19 protein-coding genes are annotated in these 18,658 nt (G+C 48.9%); 2 read left to right on the forward strand and 17 right to left on the reverse strand.

The features are described from left to right. Positions 1–186: 186 nt before the first annotated feature. The 3 genes from QP794_RS24805 to QP794_RS24815 form a co-directional block, all read right to left on the reverse strand. On the reverse strand, positions 187–684 hold the full coding sequence (locus QP794_RS24805) for a metallophosphoesterase family protein (protein WP_094939528.1): 498 nt from the start codon (positions 682–684) through the stop codon (positions 187–189). Between the two features lie 36 nt (positions 685–720). Then, the gene (locus QP794_RS24810) at positions 721–1,155 is read right to left on the reverse strand and encodes an Rrf2 family transcriptional regulator (RefSeq protein ID WP_285079427.1); all 435 of its coding nucleotides are present in this window, start codon (positions 1,153–1,155) and stop codon (positions 721–723) included. Between the two features lie 62 nt (positions 1,156–1,217). Further along, on the reverse strand, positions 1,218–1,595 hold the full coding sequence (locus QP794_RS24815; protein ID WP_024630343.1) for a DivIVA domain-containing protein: 378 nt from the start codon (positions 1,593–1,595) through the stop codon (positions 1,218–1,220). A gap of 206 nt (positions 1,596–1,801) precedes the next feature. Here QP794_RS24815 and QP794_RS24820 point away from each other — a divergent pair, with 206 nt between their 5' ends. Beyond that, the gene (locus tag QP794_RS24820; protein WP_285079428.1) at positions 1,802–2,368 is read left to right on the forward strand and encodes a TraR/DksA C4-type zinc finger protein; all 567 of its coding nucleotides are present in this window, start codon (positions 1,802–1,804) and stop codon (positions 2,366–2,368) included. A gap of 158 nt (positions 2,369–2,526) precedes the next feature. On the opposite strand, the gene QP794_RS24825 is transcribed toward QP794_RS24820, so the two are convergent. The 7 genes from QP794_RS24825 to QP794_RS24855 all read right to left on the reverse strand — a co-directional run bounded on the left by QP794_RS24825 (position 2,527) and on the right by QP794_RS24855 (position 8,956). Then, positions 2,527–3,210 carry an ArsR/SmtB family transcription factor gene (locus QP794_RS24825; RefSeq protein ID WP_285079429.1) on the reverse strand — a complete coding sequence of 228 codons (684 nt, stop codon included), beginning with the start codon at positions 3,208–3,210 and terminating at the stop codon, positions 2,527–2,529. A 110-nt stretch (positions 3,211–3,320) separates the two neighbouring features. Then, positions 3,321–4,607 (reverse strand): MFS transporter, encoded by a 1,287-nt coding sequence (locus tag QP794_RS24830; protein ID WP_285079430.1) that lies wholly within the window; start codon positions 4,605–4,607, stop codon positions 3,321–3,323. Positions 4,608–4,821: 214 nt separating this feature from the next. Beyond that, complete coding sequence (locus tag QP794_RS24835) at positions 4,822–5,097, reverse strand: barstar family protein (RefSeq protein WP_285079431.1); 276 nt, start codon at positions 5,095–5,097, stop codon at positions 4,822–4,824. 17 nt (positions 5,098–5,114) lie between these two features. Beyond that, positions 5,115–5,555 (reverse strand): ribonuclease, encoded by a 441-nt coding sequence (locus QP794_RS24840; RefSeq protein WP_285079433.1) that lies wholly within the window; start codon positions 5,553–5,555, stop codon positions 5,115–5,117. 301 nt (positions 5,556–5,856) lie between these two features. Next, positions 5,857–6,864, reverse strand: coding sequence for a Gfo/Idh/MocA family protein (locus QP794_RS24845; RefSeq protein WP_285079434.1), 1,008 nt, complete (start codon positions 6,862–6,864; stop codon positions 5,857–5,859). A 2-nt stretch (positions 6,865–6,866) separates the two neighbouring features. Further along, a complete protein-coding gene (locus QP794_RS24850) occupies positions 6,867–7,241 on the reverse strand; it encodes a replication termination protein (RefSeq protein ID WP_053783896.1) in 375 nt (124 codons plus the stop codon). A gap of 569 nt (positions 7,242–7,810) precedes the next feature. Next, positions 7,811–8,956, reverse strand: a complete 1,146-nt coding sequence (locus QP794_RS24855; RefSeq protein WP_285079435.1) for an acyltransferase — start codon at positions 8,954–8,956, stop codon at positions 7,811–7,813. Positions 8,957–9,017: 61 nt separating this feature from the next. On the opposite strand from QP794_RS24855, the gene QP794_RS24860 reads away from it, so the two are divergent. After that, positions 9,018–9,428 (forward strand): YidH family protein, encoded by a 411-nt coding sequence (locus QP794_RS24860; protein ID WP_029880936.1) that lies wholly within the window; start codon positions 9,018–9,020, stop codon positions 9,426–9,428. Between the two features lie 135 nt (positions 9,429–9,563). Here QP794_RS24860 and QP794_RS24865 read toward each other — a convergent pair whose 3' ends face one another. The 7 genes from QP794_RS24865 to QP794_RS24895 all read right to left on the reverse strand — a co-directional run bounded on the left by QP794_RS24865 (position 9,564) and on the right by QP794_RS24895 (position 18,555). Then, positions 9,564–10,166, reverse strand: a complete 603-nt coding sequence (locus QP794_RS24865; RefSeq protein WP_285079436.1) for a general stress protein — start codon at positions 10,164–10,166, stop codon at positions 9,564–9,566. A gap of 617 nt (positions 10,167–10,783) precedes the next feature. Beyond that, on the reverse strand, positions 10,784–13,300 hold the full coding sequence (gene hrpB, locus QP794_RS24870; RefSeq protein ID WP_285079437.1) for an ATP-dependent helicase HrpB: 2,517 nt from the start codon (positions 13,298–13,300) through the stop codon (positions 10,784–10,786). A 95-nt stretch (positions 13,301–13,395) separates the two neighbouring features. Then, on the reverse strand, positions 13,396–14,202 hold the full coding sequence (locus tag QP794_RS24875; RefSeq protein ID WP_285079439.1) for an SDR family oxidoreductase: 807 nt from the start codon (positions 14,200–14,202) through the stop codon (positions 13,396–13,398). A gap of 190 nt (positions 14,203–14,392) precedes the next feature. Further along, on the reverse strand, positions 14,393–15,235 hold the full coding sequence (locus tag QP794_RS24880) for a protein phosphatase 2C domain-containing protein (protein ID WP_079346814.1): 843 nt from the start codon (positions 15,233–15,235) through the stop codon (positions 14,393–14,395). A 10-nt stretch (positions 15,236–15,245) separates the two neighbouring features. Beyond that, positions 15,246–15,998 (reverse strand): vWA domain-containing protein, encoded by a 753-nt coding sequence (locus tag QP794_RS24885; RefSeq protein WP_024630329.1) that lies wholly within the window; start codon positions 15,996–15,998, stop codon positions 15,246–15,248. Between the two features lie 33 nt (positions 15,999–16,031). Further along, positions 16,032–18,122 (reverse strand): serine/threonine-protein kinase, encoded by a 2,091-nt coding sequence (locus QP794_RS24890; RefSeq protein ID WP_285079440.1) that lies wholly within the window; start codon positions 18,120–18,122, stop codon positions 16,032–16,034. 157 nt (positions 18,123–18,279) lie between these two features. After that, positions 18,280–18,555: a WXG100 family type VII secretion target gene (locus tag QP794_RS24895; RefSeq protein WP_017689071.1), complete on the reverse strand. Its 276-nt coding sequence runs from the start codon at positions 18,553–18,555 to the stop codon at positions 18,280–18,282. Positions 18,556–18,658: the final 103 nt, after the last annotated feature.

The raw sequence follows: 18,658 nt of genomic DNA on the forward strand, positions 1-18,658 counted from the left end.
AACGCATTGTATCATTCATACGAAGGCCTCCATAGGGGTCAGCGAGAAGAGATGAATGACAGATAAACAGCAGACCATATTCCCCATTCAGAGATAACTTACAGGTTTCCTTTTAAACACACACATACCAAAAAGCACCCCGATTATCAGAAGATCCTTCTGATTCGAGATGCCTTGTTTCAACTTCTATTTTTTATCAAAAAAAACATGTTCCGCCTGCAATTTCCCCAACTCTGTTGTCAGGATACCAAAAGAATACTGGGGCTGGCGCCGACGATCCGTAGGAGAACCTGGATTAAAGATCAAGACATCATTGACCGTATGCATCACCGGAATATGTGAATGTCCAAAAATCACAGCATCCACTTGCTGCCCTGCAAAGGTATGAATCGCATTCTGCTCGGTAGACTTTGCTCCCAGATGTCCATGTACCAGACCAAGACGCAAACCGTCTGCCTCAACGATGCGGGAGAACCCGAGTTTTTGACCTATTTCAGGCGGGTCCGTATTGCCTGCAACACCTTCAACGGGTGCATAAGTGCTGAGCAGCTTGTATACATCCCAGTCCGACCAGTCACCCGCATGGAGAATCAGATCGGCATTTGCCAGCGCCTCAAGCAGGGGTTCGGGTAACGTACGTGCTCTTCGAGGTAAATGAGTGTCCGAGATGACAATAATGTTCATAGTACAGCACACCTTCCCTTTCCCTTACATTACACTTTATTCAACATGTGTTGGAAGAACTTCCAACTGGGAACAGGAACGCTCCATATCTTCAAGGGTAATGGATGCGAAGAATTGTTCCACTTTAGCTTCGGCAACCTGGTACAGATTGGTCAGAAGACTATCAATACGAAGGCCGACATCACAATTTGGATTGCAGTTACCGTGAATCGGAAACAATGGGCCTTCATCCTTAGCAGCCTGATAGATCATGGCTAATGTGATTTCGCTTGAAGGTTTGGCGAGATAGAACCCTCTTGTTCCCGGTGAGGAGTCTACCAGTCCTGCCTTTTTGAGCCCGCCCAGAATACGTCTGACCACAACAGGGTTGGTATTCACGCTACCTGCAATCAGTGCCGAAGTGATTCGTTCAGGCGCGCTGAAAGACAACAACAACAAACAATGCACACTGACCGAAAAATGAGTACTCATGATTAACCACCTTTTAGTTGAGCATTAAAATGCTGATTTTATATCATCCCGGATGTGCAGGTCTACTCGGAGAACAGGTCCTGTTCAGGGCGTGCCCTGATTTTTAATTGCCGAACGCTGTATTCCAGTTGTTTCACAATATCATCCAGTTGTTTGCGATCAATCTTCGTTGGATCTTCCACTGGCTTCGCCGATGACTTCAGATCCCGAATCGTTAACTGCTGCTCTTGCCACTTGTCCATCAGATCCGCTATATTGGCATAGAAACGTTCGTAATCTTTAATAACCAAATCAAGATAGGCATCCACCTCATCCGGATCATAACCACGAAGTTTATAATTGAATTGTTTTTCATGAATCGATAAAGCGTCGAGCTGCACGCCCAATTGTTTGAACAATTGTCTTTGTTTGTCCAATCTTCGTTTCATATGCTCATCCATACTGACAACCCTCCATTATCAAACGCGCCGCGGTATGCATCAAGTAGACCTTCGATACCGCCGCATTTTCTCTCTCTATTTTTTATAACACATTATCCGCCAGATATAAAATCCAACGCCCCTCTTTGCACACAAAACTGATTGCTTCTTATGAAATTCGGGTAAGGACTGACTACAACCCCATTGCGGGAAAGGAGCATGTCCTTATGAGTACATTAACCAAAGATCAACTTCAACAGCTGAAAAACGCTCTTTTGGAACAACGTGAAAACCTACAGCGCCATTTTGAATCCAGCATGGAAGACGGTGCTCCAGCCGAATCCCTGAAAGATTCAACAGGCGAGCTGTCATCATACGATAATCACCCGGCGGATGCCGGTACGGAAACGTTTGAGCGAAGCCGTGACTTGGCGATAGATGATACGTTAACTGACGAGTTCAATCAGGTTAATGAAGCCTTGGAGCGAATTGAACAAGGAACGTATGGCTCATGTGTGACCTGTGGTAAGGATATTCCCTTTGAACGACTTGAAGCGATCCCTTACACAGCCTACTGTATCAATGATACGCCTAACCGCGAGTTAAGCAACGAACGGCCTGTTGAAGAGGAAGTTATGACGATGCCGCCGAGTGGTGCCGGAGAAGTAAGACAGCGCAATGCTGGCAAGTTCGATAACGCTGACGCCTGGGAAGCCGTCGAGGAATATGGCACATCGAACTCTCCTGCAACTGCAGCCAAACGTGACGTGAAAGACTATGATGAAAACATGTAGTTTATGAACGAATTAAAGTCCTTTACGCAAAAACAGATACATGTGTTCCATCATGCCAAATTGCGCATGAAAAAGCCGCCAATGGCGGCTTTTTTCTTGGTTCAGCATATCATCTTTATACAGTTATAACGTCAATATGGCGATGAAATATGCTCCGATTACTCTTCCGACTGACCACCAGACGAGGACTCATCCCGCTTTTTAGCAGGTCTTAACGTTTTGGCAGCAGACTTGCCCTTATCGGATGAACCCTTCTTTTTCAATTTCCCATCGGTTTCCGAAGCTGGCTTACTCACCGTATCTTTCGATAGGGAACTGAATAAATGAAAGACCTCCTGGTCCGCATTATGCCTGTCTTTCGTTAAATAGGGTTCACACATTTTCGTAATATCGTTGTACAGCTGCTCTACTTCTTCCCGACTAGCATACAACGTCATATCCGAGATGAACATGCGGTCCCCGTTTTCCGCCTGATTCATAAATCGCCGACGGCTCTGCTCATACATTTCATTTAACAATTTGAAGGTTTCGGAGCGAAATACCTCCTTCAAAGGTGAATTCTCTTCATCTTCGTTACGGAGCTGGATTTCTCCCTTGAAAGGCTCATAATATTTGGCGATGATTCCATTAATTTCACGAGTGGATACGATGGTGAGCAGACCGATTTTCTCCAGTTTTTTCACATGATAATGTACCTTGGCTGGTACTTCGCCCATCTGGTCCGCGATCTCTTTGACCGTAGAGGGTCTGCCCTGTCTATTAAACATATTCAAGATCTGTATCCGATACGGATCGGAGTAGACCTTGATTTCTTCAATTGTTGAAAGTACTTTGCGCTGCATACCTGTATCCTCATTTCCGGGGTACCTGTTGCCCATCATGTGTATATTATACCGTCCGAACAGGGTTTCGGTCAAAACAGGCTGGAGATCGCAAGATTCAGGAAGCCATATTATAGAACGGTGCGAAAAGTCTTGCTCAAAAGCACTAAAGCCGCTGACATGGCAAGCAAAACTCCAAAGACCATAAACAGAATCGGCAACGCCACCCAATCTGCAAGTGCTCCTGAAATCAGACTCCCAATTGGAGACACACTCATGACGAGCATACTTTGAAGGGCATATACCCTGCCAAGCATCTCGGAAGGCGTAACTTCCATGAGATAGGACGCAAGGGGTGTCGTAGCGAGCGGAATTCCCATGCCCATCATCAGACAAAAGAAAGCAGCAACAGGCAGCTGATAGGACGTCATGTAAGCGGGGAGTGCAGTCATGGCATAACTGAGCCCCAACATGACAATCCCGGCAATGACCAACACACTTTTACGGTAATTCGATCCTCGGTGAGACAGCCATAAGCCGCTAAGTACCATGCCTCCCACAATCAACCCACTGAGCAGACTTAATCCTCCCGCTCCGGCGTGCAACGTTTCAATGACATATGGCGTGCGAAGAACATTGAATGGCATCAGACAGAAGTTCACAAAGGCAAACAGAATCGAGACGATCAGCAATAACACATGTTTACGCATAAAATGAAAGGCTTCCGTCATTTCAGAGAATATGCTTTTTCGTGCTGGAGGAGAATTGGATGAATCGAGTGATGTATTTTCATTGTTAGATGATGTTGAAGCTTTCGGGTAACCCACACGGCTCATCAGAAGTGCACTCAAGGCAAACAAAACAGCATCGATCAAAATCGTCCATGTGATCCCTGCCGCTGCAATTAACGTACCCGCCACTGCAAGTCCTGCTAGTTCAGCAACCCGGGTTGCAGATGAGGCCATGGCATTACCGGACAGCAGCATTGATTTGGGAAGCAACCGCGGTACGCTGGATACCTCGGCTGGTGACGCGAAACACTCCAGAAGGGAATTCAGAATGGTGATGACGAACAGATGCCAGACTTGAAGCTCACCCAGACCGAACAGAAGGGCTGTAATGCCAACAAATAATCCTCGACCCGTATTCGTCAGTACAATCACCTTTTTGGGCGACATGCGATCCACCAGCGCGCCGACAAACAGCCCCAGAAAGATACTCGGCAAAAAATTGACAGCCAGCAGTGTTCCCATGAGCAGCTTTGAACCTGTGAGAATGTACACCATCCAGCTATAGGCAATAGAATCAATCGAATCCCCAAATCTGGAAACAATCTTGCTCAGCATAAATTGCATATAAGGCCTGATCCGAATTAATTCCCCGATCCCTTGCTTTTGTGCGACTGTACCTTCATTCATAATTACTCCGCCCTTCAACGTGAAAATAATTTTAATGTTAATTTTATTTTAACGTATGATATGCGAAAATCAACCCTTTCGTGAAAATATTTTTAACGATGGATTTAGGCCTTCTTTTTTACGGTTACTTAACGAGTCATCTCCACAAAACACAAAAAAACAGACCCCAGGGTCTGTTCACTTTGTACTCAAATTTGCAACTATGATCCATATACTAGTCCTCAGTCTTCAATTGGAATCCAATACCCTCTTCTTCCGCCTCGAACATCAGCTGATATACCTTCTCTGCCTCATTCCCCAGTCGTTCCTTGCTAATCTGGTAGTTTGTCCAGGTTAATTCAAGCGGCAGCTCAATCATGCCTGTAAGGCAGTCCCACAAGGCGTCGAGATTCGCACCGTAAAAGTCTGGCAGTTCGAGCTTTTGCTTCAATAGCTCATGCAGCTCTGCCGTGCTGGAAAATTCCTCACCGTTCAGTATGACCTTCTTCATGTCTGTGTTGTCCTTCCTTATTTCAAGCGAGTGAATGATGCATAGTGGTCTGTCGTTTTGTAGATCAAGCCATCATTGGAATACAGAATGCGGTCAGAATTACGAAAGCCGGAAGTGTAGTTGATATCCGCTTCACGCCAAGTGCGTCCACTCGCTGCTGGAAGCAAGCCTTCCCGGTTGCTGAACACGTCTCCACCGATGCTTTTCCCCGGAGCAACCGTAGCAAGATTACCTTGGGACGATACCCAGCCCAGTGCCGTTGCTTGCGCCTTGGTAATGTAGTTGCATGGCAGTTTGCCGTTGGCGCTCAGATAGTTGGCCACACCAGTGAACGTGTTGATGATGGTACATGTTGCAGCAGAAGCCTTCTGCTGCCCAACCGGAGTGATCTGTGAACCCGTGAAGAAGACAATCGTTAACATAACTGCGAGCAGAGCTGTGGACAAAAACTTTTTCATAAATTCAGCCTCCCAATGATTAAAATGGATGAACGTTGCCACTATGTAATTGATATGAGATGTGAAATCTATCAGGATGTGCGTTCTGCTAGATTATAGTGAACAAGCCATCTATTTACTATTTATATCACATCATTTTGGAGGAAATATCAAATTTAAAGTTTATTTTTGTAAATATACATAAATATGACATTAAGATACAGCAAAAAGACTCACATCCCGGAGAATGGAGTCTACTATTTCGATCATGTTTATCATTTTCTATCACGTTCTATTACGCGATATCATGTTAGTTCCTGCTTTAATCAATCAATTGCACCCGTTGACGGGTTCGTGCCGATTCCAGGCATGCATCAATGACACGCATGTTCTGAATGGTATTTTTCGGACTGAACGGCAACGCTTCTCCTTCAAGCACCGCGGCTGCAAAGGTTTCCACCTGCAAAACATAAGAGTTGGATACCGATACACGTTCCTCACGGCTCACAGAATCCGTATGCACGATAATCTGTGGTGGAATATCACTGTTCTCCCAGCCGAACACCTTAGGCAGTTCAATCCGTCCATCGGTACCGAGAATCTCCATTTCAGCTCGGCCGGAGGCCCACATGCCACAGTCAAAGGTTAACGCTACCGAATTCGGAAATTCCACCAGTCCCGACGCCATCATATCAACGCCATCATGCTCTTCCGAGAATAAAGCATGTACCGTTACGGCTTCCGGTTCCTGCCCCAGATACATGCGGGCTGCCGAGATTGGATATACGCCAAGATCAAATAATGATCCTCCGCCCATCTCCCGTTTGAACCTAACATTGTCTTTGTCATCAGCGGTATTACAGGTGAAATTGCCATGGAGGGCTCTGACAGTACCAATCTCCCCGCTGGCTATAATCTCTTGCACACGTCTATGCTTGGGATGATATCGATACATGATCGCTTCTGCGAAAAGAACGCCGTGCTGTTGGCATACCTCAATCATTTCTGCTGCTTCATTCGCATTCAGAGCAGCCGGTTTCTCACATAATACATGCTTTCCAGCCTGAGCAGCCTTGATGGTCCACTCCTTGTGCATGTGGTTCGGCAGAGGAATATATACGGCTTCAATATCCGGGTCGGCAATAAGTTCTTCGTAGCTGCCATACGCTCTGGCAATGTCGAGTTCATTCGCAAGAGCTTCCGCCTTTTCCTTGCTGCGGCTGGCGATCGCCAGCACCTCACCACGTTCGGATTGCTGGATCGCCGGAATGACTGCATTTTTCGCGATTGTGGATGTACCGAGTACACCCCATTGTAGGTGTCTGTCCATGCTTATCTTCCTTTCGCTCCGTAATTGTCCTCTTCTGCCTTGTGTAACATGCCGAGACAACGATCAAGATCGGTTTTGACCTGTTTTTTATATAATTCAGCTTTCTCCGCACCATCATCCGTGAAGTGATATAAAACGATTTCCTGAAAATCGACTTTGGGATCACTGCCCTTCAGCTTCTTCGTACGATAAAAGACACCTTGTTGAACCAATTCATGCAGCGCCCGGTAAATCTCGCTCTGGGGTGGTACATAACCGTAGGCTTTGAATTCCTGCTTCATGGCCTCCAGCATTTCATAGCCGTATCCCCTGTGCTGCTCAACCATCGTAATCAGATACAGCTTAATAAATGCCCGCTGCGCAATCATAAAAGCCACGTTCATTCCCCTCCTGTCAGCTCTATATATCTAGTATTATAAAACTTATGTTCCCCTTCTGCCATCTTTATCCGTCTTTCTTCCTTTAATCCTAGGGCTTAGGGGAGCAAGAAAGAGAATGAATGGATGTGCAGGAACGTATGATAGAGCAGGATTTTGGGTTTACTGTTATGAATTTTTCATGTAGTGAAATTTTAAAATTTATTTCGAAAGTTAACCTCTTGATCAAGGCGTCACTTTTTTCAGATTGTTGCCTTCGTTTTTGTTGGCCTCAACTCTCTTTTTTGCAAATGGACGAGCGTCTAGAACTTTTAGAGCACTTCGAGAATTTTAGAGAAGTTGAGAACTTTTAGAGATTAGAAACTTAAAGAAATTAGAGAACTTAGAGAGCCTGAGAATTACGAGAAATTAGAGAGAGCATAGAAACTTAAAGAACTTAAAGAACTTTAAGAACTTTAAGAACTTCGCTAGGCTCGCAAGATCATATGTTGTAAGTATTGACCTTTTCGTACGCATCGCTGTAAGCTGTGAACTGTTCTGAATTTTTCATATAATGATGTATTCACCTGTTAATCAGGTCTGGACTTCGGTACGCTTCCCACAATCCACTTGCCCCAGCTTACGCGGGAGATAAGCCATGTGAGTACACAGGATAATGTAAGTGCCAGCAACCAGGTGATGATCATGCGCACTACGGGGTTTAAACCCAGTGCCACATAAAACTGTTCATCCGGAATGTAGCTGAAGCGCAACAACAGCATGTGCATCAGGTAGCCCCCGTACGAAACCCCGCCAATCCACGCCAGCAATCGTGTTACTCGGTTATTGTGTAGCTTGCCAGCCAGCTGGTACATCACCATGATAGATGCAATGAGGAATAAGATCATATCCGGCCGAATTAGACTGACGGTATAGAACGTGATCTGTATACCTTCCGGCTTCTGGAATTCCTGCATTAACATATATATAAACCGAAGTCCAAGTACAATAAACACAGCCCAATATACCCAGCGTAAACGCTGAATCCACTCATTCCAGCGTTGGACCGATAGCCCGGCTGCCGCACCAAGCACAAAATAAAAAAAGAAATACAGGAAATTACGGTCTGCATAGGTTGTAAAGGCATCGGTCAGCACCGGGATATTCAGCCCTTCCATGAACTTGGCGATATTTCTCAATTGATCCGCAAGCACAAGGTACACCACACCGGAGACTAGAAGAGCTATGGTGCGCCCCTTAGCCTCATATCGATTATAGACATAACGGATCGCTCGCAAAAACAGGGGAAATAACAGATAAAACTGAATCAGCATAATAATGTACCAAAAATGCGAGGACGTTTTGCCTGTAATTAATTTTAAGCCAAGGTCAGGGATATCCTGCCAACCAAAGCCGTTCCAGCCGCGAGGCGCGAGTGTGAAGTAGATCAGTGACCAGATGATATAAGGAACGATTACATCGGTTAATCGCTTCTGCATGAACCGTCCATAGTGCAGCTTGTCTCCTGTGTTATAGAAGAGCACCATGCCTGTGATAAAAATAAACAGGGGTACCGCAAATTTGGACAGCATCAGCAGCATTGCGAGCAAAACGCCGTCTTCCAGTCCCGCTTCCGGGACCAGGGAATAATGAGCTATGGAGTGCTGAAGGACGACTGCTGCAAAAGCAATTCCCCTCAGACTCTCAATTTCTGCAATTCGTTCTTTACGAGGCATAAACAGACAGCCCCCTTTCTTGGTTTTGCTATGAAAAAAACGTACAATAAAACCATATATTATGAACGGGGTGATTCACATCTCAGACACAGACCAAGACATAACCACCATTGACTCCAAATATGTACAGCAGCATATGGCTAACGAACGAACCTTTCTGGCCTGGGTGCGAACCGGTATTGCCATGGTCGGGGTCGGCTTTCTTGCAGCCGGATTTGGCTTCAATTCAACAGCATATGATCGGATAGCCCATATCGCAGCAATCATCATCGGTATTACTTCCCTGGTCAGCGGTATTTTGATTATCCTGTGCTCCGCCTCCGCTTACCACCGAAAACGCAATCAGATCAATTCACAGACGTTCCAGGCATCCACCGGATTGATTCGGTTCCTGACACTGATGTTGCTGGTGATTGGGCTGGCCCTGGCTGTATTACTGTATGTATTGTTATTCCCTGCCTGGCAGGATTAACACCTGCCCACTTGCTAATTCAGGCATGGTACACAGGTACAAAAGCCGGCTTCCTCTAAGGAAACCGGCTGATGACCATTTGGTGATTCACATATGTCATTCCAGTGAAAGAATCCTGTCTTTGTTCGTTACGAATTATAGAAAAGTATTGTTGCCAAATCGAGCGGCCTTATTCTGGGCTTCCAGTCTGCGCTCTTCCATATCCAGATCCGGACGCTCAGCAGGCACATCTTCGCGATGGACACCCATTCTGTCCCGATTTAAAGGGCTGTTATTGCTAAACACCTCATAAACATCCGTGTCCCGATCCGTAGAGTCCACGAGCAACAGAATTTTGCCACTTTGCACGTATTCCTCATACTGTCTGGCATCCTCCTCCGGAATGCCGAGACCGACGAGTCCACCTACCAGTCCGCCAGCTCCAGCACCTACAGCGGCACCCGTAAATGCTGCGGCAATTGGGCCTGCAGCCAGAATGGGACCTATGCCCGGAATCGCCAATGCTCCAATGCCTGCGAGCAATCCGGCTACTCCACCGAGCACCCCACCTGTTGCCGCGCCTGCCGCTACACCTTCGGGTGCTTTTGTACCCGTCTCTTCGCGAATCGCCTTCAATTCATCTCGATCCTGCGTGACTACCGAAATTTCGTCTGAAGTGAATCCTTGCGCTTTCAGTCCCTCGATTGCCGATGATGCCTCACGTTCTGTATTAAACACACCTACGATTTTCTTCTGCATAGTGAATTCCTCCTCATCGAATTGAGTGGTTCGCTATGTTATTACCCGCCTTGTTTTCTTTCAAACGTTTCCATCGCAATATTATATCTTGGAAGGACCTAGATGGCTGACGACCAATGATATTCAACGGGACACCACGCCGGGAACTACAGGCGGTATGAAACGATGTTGAACACAAGCATGTCATGTAACCGTGATATGCCAATCCTGATCTGGTGTCGGCTCCTATGCCAAGCAATCGGACGGGAGGATCCAAGTGCCAAGTAAGATTAGCATCCTTTTTTCCAGACTATCGGGCAGGCGGACAAAGTGGGGTTAGCATACATTTTCTAAAGAACACAGGACGTCTTATTTGGACCTTATGCTCTAATTTTCAAACGTAAGGAACTCCAGACACGTTATTCCCCTAAAACACCCTATAAAAACGCCACAAACGGCCCCGAAATCCGATATAACGTGTTTCAGGTTCGCTACACTTCTGCAGGCGATAAAGCCCCTGTATAACACGTCTCAGATTCGTCAGCGCTCCACTGCCTCATCAACCAGCGGCACACTCACCTGTTCAGGACGTGTTCACTCCCAACTTCCAAACAAGGTTGGAAGACCCGTTCTTCTTGCTAAACTCGCGGTTTAGCCCGGTTAGTCGCTATTGCTTCGAGCGGATCATCCGGCCAATAATGCTTGGGATAACGGCCTTTCAAGTCTTTCTTGACTTCAAAATAAGTCTCTCGCCAAAAATTGGCCAGATCCCGTGTGACCTGTACAGGCCGCTGCGCCGGGGATAGCAAATGTATGGTCAGTGGTACTCGACCACCGCCAATACGCGGGGTCTCCTGCTGACCAAACATCTCCTGCAGTCTCACCGCGAGCGCAGGATCTTCAGGACGGCTGTAATCCACAGGAATGCGCGAACCGCTAGGCACCTGAATATGTGTAGGAGCTTCGCGATCCAATTGCTGTCGCTGTTCCCAGCTCAGTCCGCCGAGCAGCACATCCTGCATCGACAATCGCTTGAGATCCGCAGCAGATCGCATACCTGTCAGAAAAGGGCTGAGATGCTCTGCCAGTTCTTCCGTCAGATCATCTTCAATGAGATCGGGCCACTCCGGCAAATGATGATGCAAAAAGCGCATCCGGTCCGCTAACTGCCGAGATGATTTTGTCCAGGGCAGACAATCCAGCCCTTCAATGCGTATTCCCGAGAGCAGTGCTTCCAGTACCTGATCTTCGGGTGGTTGTGCAATGCTGCTTTCTTTCAACGTAATGGCTCCAATTCGCAGCCTTCTGTGCGCACGCACACTGCGGGTGTTTCGGTCCCAGGCTACCTGTACCTCTTCATGAAGCAGATGTGGACCAAGCTCCAGCAATTTCTTCTCCTGCACTGGCGCAGCGAGCAGGATGCGCGCATCCGCGCCCTGGTCGTCGGCCTCGGCTGCGACCAGATAAGCTGAACGGCTCAGCGATTCTGTCGCTGCAAGCCGCACTCCGCGGCCGCTGCTCAGCAGATAGCGGCCGTCCTCCCGGCGTTGCCCGATCCGGTCTGGGTAAGCGAAGGACAGCAGCCATCCGCAGCTGTCTTCATCCGGCCGTACCGGATCGGCCGCCGGGCCGAGCGCCGAGCGCAGCTGGCGGCTCTCCTGGAGCATGCGCCGCACGGCAGCGACGTCTGCGACAGACGCTGCCGCTTGCGGCATGCCGCTGCTGTCCGCAGTCAGCAGCGCTTCCACGCGCGGGCGCAGATCGGTGCCCGCGCCTGCACTGCCACTGCTGCGGAGGCCGGCAGGCTCCTGCAGCAGTGCCGCCAGCATGCTGGCGTAGCTGGCCAGCCCAAGCTCCGCCGCGCGGAGCAGCATGCTGGCCAGTCGCGGATGCACGCCAAGCGTGTTCATCCGCCGCCCGAAGGGCGTGATGCGGCCTGCGTCGTCGAGGCCGCCCAGCTGGCGCAGCAGCGCCTGTGCCTGGCCGTAGGCGGCATCAGGCGGGGTGTCCAGCCACTGCAGCTCTGCAGGGGACTGGACACCCCAGGCGGCAAGCTCCAGCGCCAGCGGCGCAAGGTCCGCGGAGGCAATCTCCGGCTTTGCTGCATCTGGCAGCACACCATGGGCCTCTTCGCTCCATAGCCGGTAACACACGCCCGGTGCAATCCGCCCCGCCCGCCCCCGCCGCTGATCGGCTGACGCCTTGGACACCGGCAGGGTGACCAGGCGGCTCATGCCGGTCCGCGGCGAGAAAACGGACGCACGGCTCAGCCCTGCATCCACCACGACTTTGACTCCGGCCAAGGTAAGACTGGATTCGGCAATGGACGTGGACAATACAACCTTCCGCTTGCCCTCTTCTGCGGGTCGCACAGCTTCATCCTGACGTTCTACAGGCATGCTGCCATATAAGGAATGAACCTGAACATGAGCAGGAAGCATGAGGTTTGACAGTTCTCGCTCTGTGCGATGGATTTCTTTGGCACCTGGAAGGAAAACCAGCACATCCCCTTCCTGTTCTGCCAGCGCCTTAACGACTGCCTGAGCTGTAAAAGTCTCGATCTGCTCGGATGCCGGTTTGGATACATATCGGGTTTCCACGGGGAACGTTCGTCCTGGGCAGTCAATCCAACTGGTTCCCTCGCCAAGCAGCGCACAGACAGGAGCTGGGTCCAGTGTGGCCGACATCACCAGCAGTTTCAGATCCGGACGCAGCATGGCCCGGGATTCAAGCGCAAGCGCCAATCCAAGATCACCCTGCAGATGCCGCTCATGAAATTCATCAAAGATAATCATCGCCGTATCTTCCAGTCCCTGATCCTGTTGAAGCATCCGGGTTAATACGCCCTCCGTCACCACCTCAATACGAGTGGACTGACTTACACGAGTATCCATCCGCACCCGATACCCTACAGTCTGTCCCGCTTTTTCACCAAGGGAAGCTGCCATTCGTGCAGCTGCCGAGCGAGCGGCGAGTCTGCGGGGCTCCAGCATAATAATTTTCCGTCCGGCAACCCATGGCTCCTCCAGCAGAGCCAGCGGTACTACGGTCGTTTTACCCGCACCCGGCTCCGCAATTAAAACAACTGTATCCTTCTCCTGAAATAACTGCCTCAGCTCAGGAATAATCTGCTCTATCGGTAAATCCGTCTTCATCTCATCTCTCCTAATTGATACCACGTGTCTATTCGAATGTTAGCATTATAACAAAAAAAGCCGTTCCAGAGGAACGACTTCATAGTTATATCAATTTAACTCAACAGCGACTCAGCACCGTCAATGACAATTTCCGCACCTGTAATGTGTCTGGACTCCGCTGAAGCCAGGAAAGCGACCAGATCAGCAACGTGCTCTGGTTGACCCGGCCCGTCAGCCAGCGGCTGTTGGCCTTCAGGGAATTCCATCGGAATGACAATTTGATGCAACTCATCCGTTTTGATCGTACTTTGGTCAATATTCGTTGCAATCGCTCCAGGACAGATAACATTGACACGAATTTTGAACTTCGCCAGTTCCAGCGCAGCCATCTTCGCAAAAGCGACCTGCCCCGCCTTGGATGTACTGTACGCCGACAAGCCGAAGCTGGAGAAGCGCTGATTGCCATTAATGGAGCTGGTGATAATGATACTTCCACCACCACGCTTCTTCATATGAGGCAGTGCATACTTAATGGTAAAAAAAGTCCCGTTCAGGTTCGTTGTCATAATCTGCTGCCAATCCTCAACCTGAATTTCCTCAATCGGCGCCGATACGCCATTAATGCCTGCATTGGCAAAAACGATATCCAACCCGCCGAACAATTCGATGGTCTCCAGAACTGCCTTTTCCACCCGGGCAGGATCGGAGATATCTACATCGAATGCTCTTGCCGCACCTTCACGAGTCTTATTGATTTCTGCCTCTGTCTCCGAGATTCGATCATTAACCAGATCGAGCAGTGCAACATACGCTCCCTCGCTCGCCAGTTTGAGCGCTGCAGCTTTACCAATCCCCGAACCAGCACCCGTAATAATGGCGACCTTGCCTTCGAACCGAGACTTGCCGTTATGTTGTGTCATTTTCCATTCCACTCCTTCTCGCTCAGTAATTATGTAAGAATGTACGTTCATGCAATATCTGTAAGTAGATTCTTCACAAGATTACCCAAAAAGAGTGTCTTTTAAATCAACAAGGACAAGTTTTTTTGCAGGTGATGCTCACTATTTTCAGCAGTTTGATCAGAGTTATCCTCTAATACTACATCCGACCTCACCATTCCAGCTCAATGAAAGCGGCATCATCTTCAAGCCCACCCGTATGTCTGGCATCCAGCAGCACCTGAATGTGTTCATCGGGAATATAAGCCTGAATGGCATCCAGGTCATTCAGGCCATCCGTGTACAGCTGAAGGCGAGCGGCTTCATTCGCAGACAGTTTCGCCTCATAGATATGCGGTTTGCCACCCACCGGCCCTTCCAGTGTAGACCAACGCTCATTCGTACGGCAGTTCACCTGGAATGCTGCCGATTGCTCCTGACCGTTTCGCCAGAGACGGATACGGGAGTCCCCCTGCCAGGCCAGCCACACCTTGCTTTTTCGATTGCCCGCAGAGAGCTCGATGCGTCCACACACATACATGGCCTGACTTCCCCTGCTTCGCTTCTCCATCAGCACTTCCCGCAGCAGTAACGGCGAGTTTTCCAAAGGCTGCAACTTCTCCAGCTGTTCGGATGCCGGACTTGTCAAGTCATGAAGCAGACGCTCCATAGCTTCCAAAGAAGGATGTTGAGTTGTATCCAGCCATTCCAGCAAGGCGTTTCCTAGAAAGCGTGCAGCAAAATCACCCAGGTAACTCATGCCTACTCCATCACATAATACGAAAGTACACACATTACCATTCATGCGAACAGCAGCAAAATCCTGTCCGGTGTCTCCCTGATTAACGGTCTCCGCCGCTCTTCCATAACCATACCTGCACTTGAATGTACCTTGATAACGGCTCAGCGGCTGTTCCCCTGTCTGGACACTCACATAGCGAAAGTTGCCCTGATAGGGGTCGGCATGGCTCCCTTTATCTCCAGCAGACAATGTTGCCAAACGCATCGCTCTCATGATTCCCCTCCTATCTCACAGGCGTAGCAGCGGACATCTGAAACCCGATGGATACCAGTTCTGCACAAGTACCAGGAAGCATCATAAGGGCGCCGGGTGCAAGCAAATAGTCCGCCTCAACCAGCATTTCACGATAACTTTCTGGCAAAACCGAGGACATATTGCGCAGCTTCTCTCCATGTTCATCCTGAAGGGTCGTCTCCTGGGATATGCCCTTCCATCTTCTCGGCTCCGCAATAGGGCCTTCCAGCAGATGATCGGATATAAAAATATTCTCGACGAGTACATTGCCATCAGGCACACTCATGCCCATAATTCTTTTGGCAATCGGCTCCGGATCTTCGCCTGTGGCTACCCCATCGGTCATATGACATACTAACGGCGCAGGACAATCCTGCATATTCGGAATTTCAGCCTGCAGAATTTTCTCCGCCTGCAGGAAAGCCTTCGCTGAATCAGAGAATCTTTTCGGCGTCAAATCGGGCAAGGAGCCCACAGCAGCGATTTCGTCGATGCCCTTAATCCCGTTCAACAGATCGTATACATCGTCGCTGTATGCTAGAATGGCAATCCTGTAGCGAGGTGTCAATCGGTTCCCCTTCGTAGATCGAAATACCATTTGGCGAATTGCCAGAGATAAGGCATCATAGACGACATCAATCCGCCGACGATTGTCCAGAACCATGTTCATGGAGGCGCTAATATCAATTAAATAGATAATCAGTGCAGGTGTGCGCTGGGATGCTTGAATCGTGTAGTTCATCTGGGATGTGTCACCTCCGTTGTTCACGTTATTTTACAAGTTGGGCAATGTATAATCGGTATCGCTCAGGAACTTATTGATCGCATTCATTCGTGCTGCCACTTTACCGACACCTTTGAAATAGGTTGCATCCGTATTGTACAGATTTTTGAAATCACGCGCGTAGGATTCGGCATTCTCAATTTTTTTTCCTTTTTGCGCATTATACGTTTTATTGTAATGGGCAATCAGTGTGACGACATTTTGGGCACGTTTTTTCTTAAGCGCAGCTTTCTGGGCCGCCTCCTGTTTGCGCTGAGCCTCGGCTGCTGCCTTGCGCTCGGCTTCCTGCTTAGCAATTTTGGCGTCATTCTCTTTTTTCCAGACCAGATAGGCTTCATATTTTGCCTGTTTGTCGTACTTTTCCTGTTCTGCCTTCTTGGCTGCTTCAAGCTTCTGTTGTTTCTGGTTGGCAAGGTACGCCTCATATTTCGCCTGCTTGTCGTACTTGGCCTGAAGCGCCTTACGCTCTTCTTCCTTCTTCTTGGCCTCTGCCTGCTTTTTCTCCGCTTCAGCAAGCTTTCTCTTTTCCTCGGCATCAAGCTTCGCCGCATCTGCCGCTTTTTGCTTCTCTTTTTCTTCCTGTTGCTTCAGAGCGGTCGCCCTCGCAGCTTCAGCCTCTTCCGCAGCCTTCATTTCTGCCTGTTTGGCAGCTGCCTCCTGCTCCTTCTGTTTAACCTCGGCCTGATCAGCCAGTATTTTAACCGTCGGCACAGTTCCAGCCAACAGAACGATCAACACAGCCGAAGAAATCATTAATTTTTTGGAACGGTAAAAAGGAACCTTGACTGGCTGTGCGGCCTCATCATTCTTAGGATTCAGCTTGGCGTTCAGCTCTTGAATCGCAGCCTCAACTTCCATCTGCATGGCACTGTTATTCGGAATAAAATGATGCAGTGAACGGTATACCTCCAACGCCGCAGCCGGTTTACCTTCATCCTCCAATGCTCTCGCTTGAAGGAAGAGACGGTTCACAACCGCTTCCTGACCAGGTGGATGTTCGGCAGGGGACACGTTCAGATCCGTAATTCCCAGCTTATCCAATGAACCGCTTGCTGCTTCTGTCCCTTTGATCTGATCCGTCCCCACCGCATCCGTCTGTTCTGAAGCCTTGACTACAGCTTCTTCAACTGATGCTGCGCTTGCCAGATGGATGTCCACAGCAGCCAACGCTACGAACCATTCGCCAAACGTAGGGCAGCTGCTGAGATCATGACTCTCCCAGGCACGAATAAACAGATCGGATACCTTGGAGCCCCAGCGCTTCTGAAGCGAATCTCTCATAGCATAATACCGTTCATTTACCGTTTGCATTTCGTGCTGGTCAAAATAACTTTCTCCCCATGCTTTTTCCACAATCGCTGCATCGGACCAACTTAACATTTCAGCAATGATAACTGCTCCGGCAAAACGATCGGCATACGCACTCCACAAGCCACTGTGCACTGTCCGATGGGCCGCATACCCCGGTGAACCGGCAAGCAACGCATCCGGACGGTCCATTCTGGAGCCATACATCTGCTCTACATCTACCAGTTCAACAGCTGAAACCCCTCGCAGGTTCTCCACTTCGGAAAAAAACGGAATCATCACATTGGGTGCGGACAAATCACAATGAGCCAGTCCACGCTGTTCCATGGCCGAACCGGTCCCAGCCAGTGCTCTTGCCAGCTTCAGACTTTCCTCCGCTGTCAGCTGTTTCTGATCGCTGATTACATCGAACCAGGTCAGACCATGCACCCACGGCATCAATACCGCATACAACAGATCGGGATGTTCTCCAATGAGCGCTCCGTTTCTTTCCGGAGTGAGCACATCACGCTTGCATACCTGCAAACCTGGCAGTTCACTATAAGACTCCATATGCTCAGACTGATACACCATAGCCGGGATACGAAATTTCGGAAAAAATACTTTTAGTGCTTTGGCCCCACTTATGGAACCGTTACGGGGTAACAATTGATAGACGATCCCCTGCCTTCCGGCTTGGGCGTAAGCCAGACCGGGCGCAGCCGGATGCTGCCCAATGGTATAGGCAATGTCGTTAATCACCACTTCATCCCCGGGATTTGGTTGAAAAGACATGCTCATCCCTCTCTCTGTCATTCTGTCATAGTGCAACAAAAACCGGGTGTTGTGAAAACGCCCGGTTTTTGCTGTAGTTGTAAGTCTTCAGCTTGCTTCCTGCTTATGATTCTGGGCGAATTCGGATACGGAACCTGCCCGAACTATGTATCGCAGATTAGCGAGCTTGGTCAGCCGTACGGAATTTGTTGGCAATAGCCGTCAGTTCCGCGCTGATGCTATTCAACGTTTGAACGAAAGATTGCATTTGTTTGCTGGCTTCCTGGAATTCCTGGAAGAAGCGTTGTTTCGTCATACCTTCCCATTGTCCTTCCATGCTTGTGATGGATTGAGTCAATGTAGATACGATTTGCTGACTTTGCTCACCGCTTTGTTTAAATTGGTTGGAAACCTGATCAAGCTGTTCTGGGGTAACTAAAATACGTCCTGCCATTTGTAAATTCCTCCTTGGTTTGTGCAATTAAATTCATTTGTTCAAATTGTACTATACAAGGATCGATCGGACAAAAGCCGAAGGACCTAATCCTATTTACCCC

Source organism: Paenibacillus sp. UMB7766-LJ446, from assembly GCF_030226665.1.
Taxonomy (GTDB): Bacteria; Bacillota; Bacilli; order Paenibacillales; family Paenibacillaceae; genus Paenibacillus; species Paenibacillus vandeheii.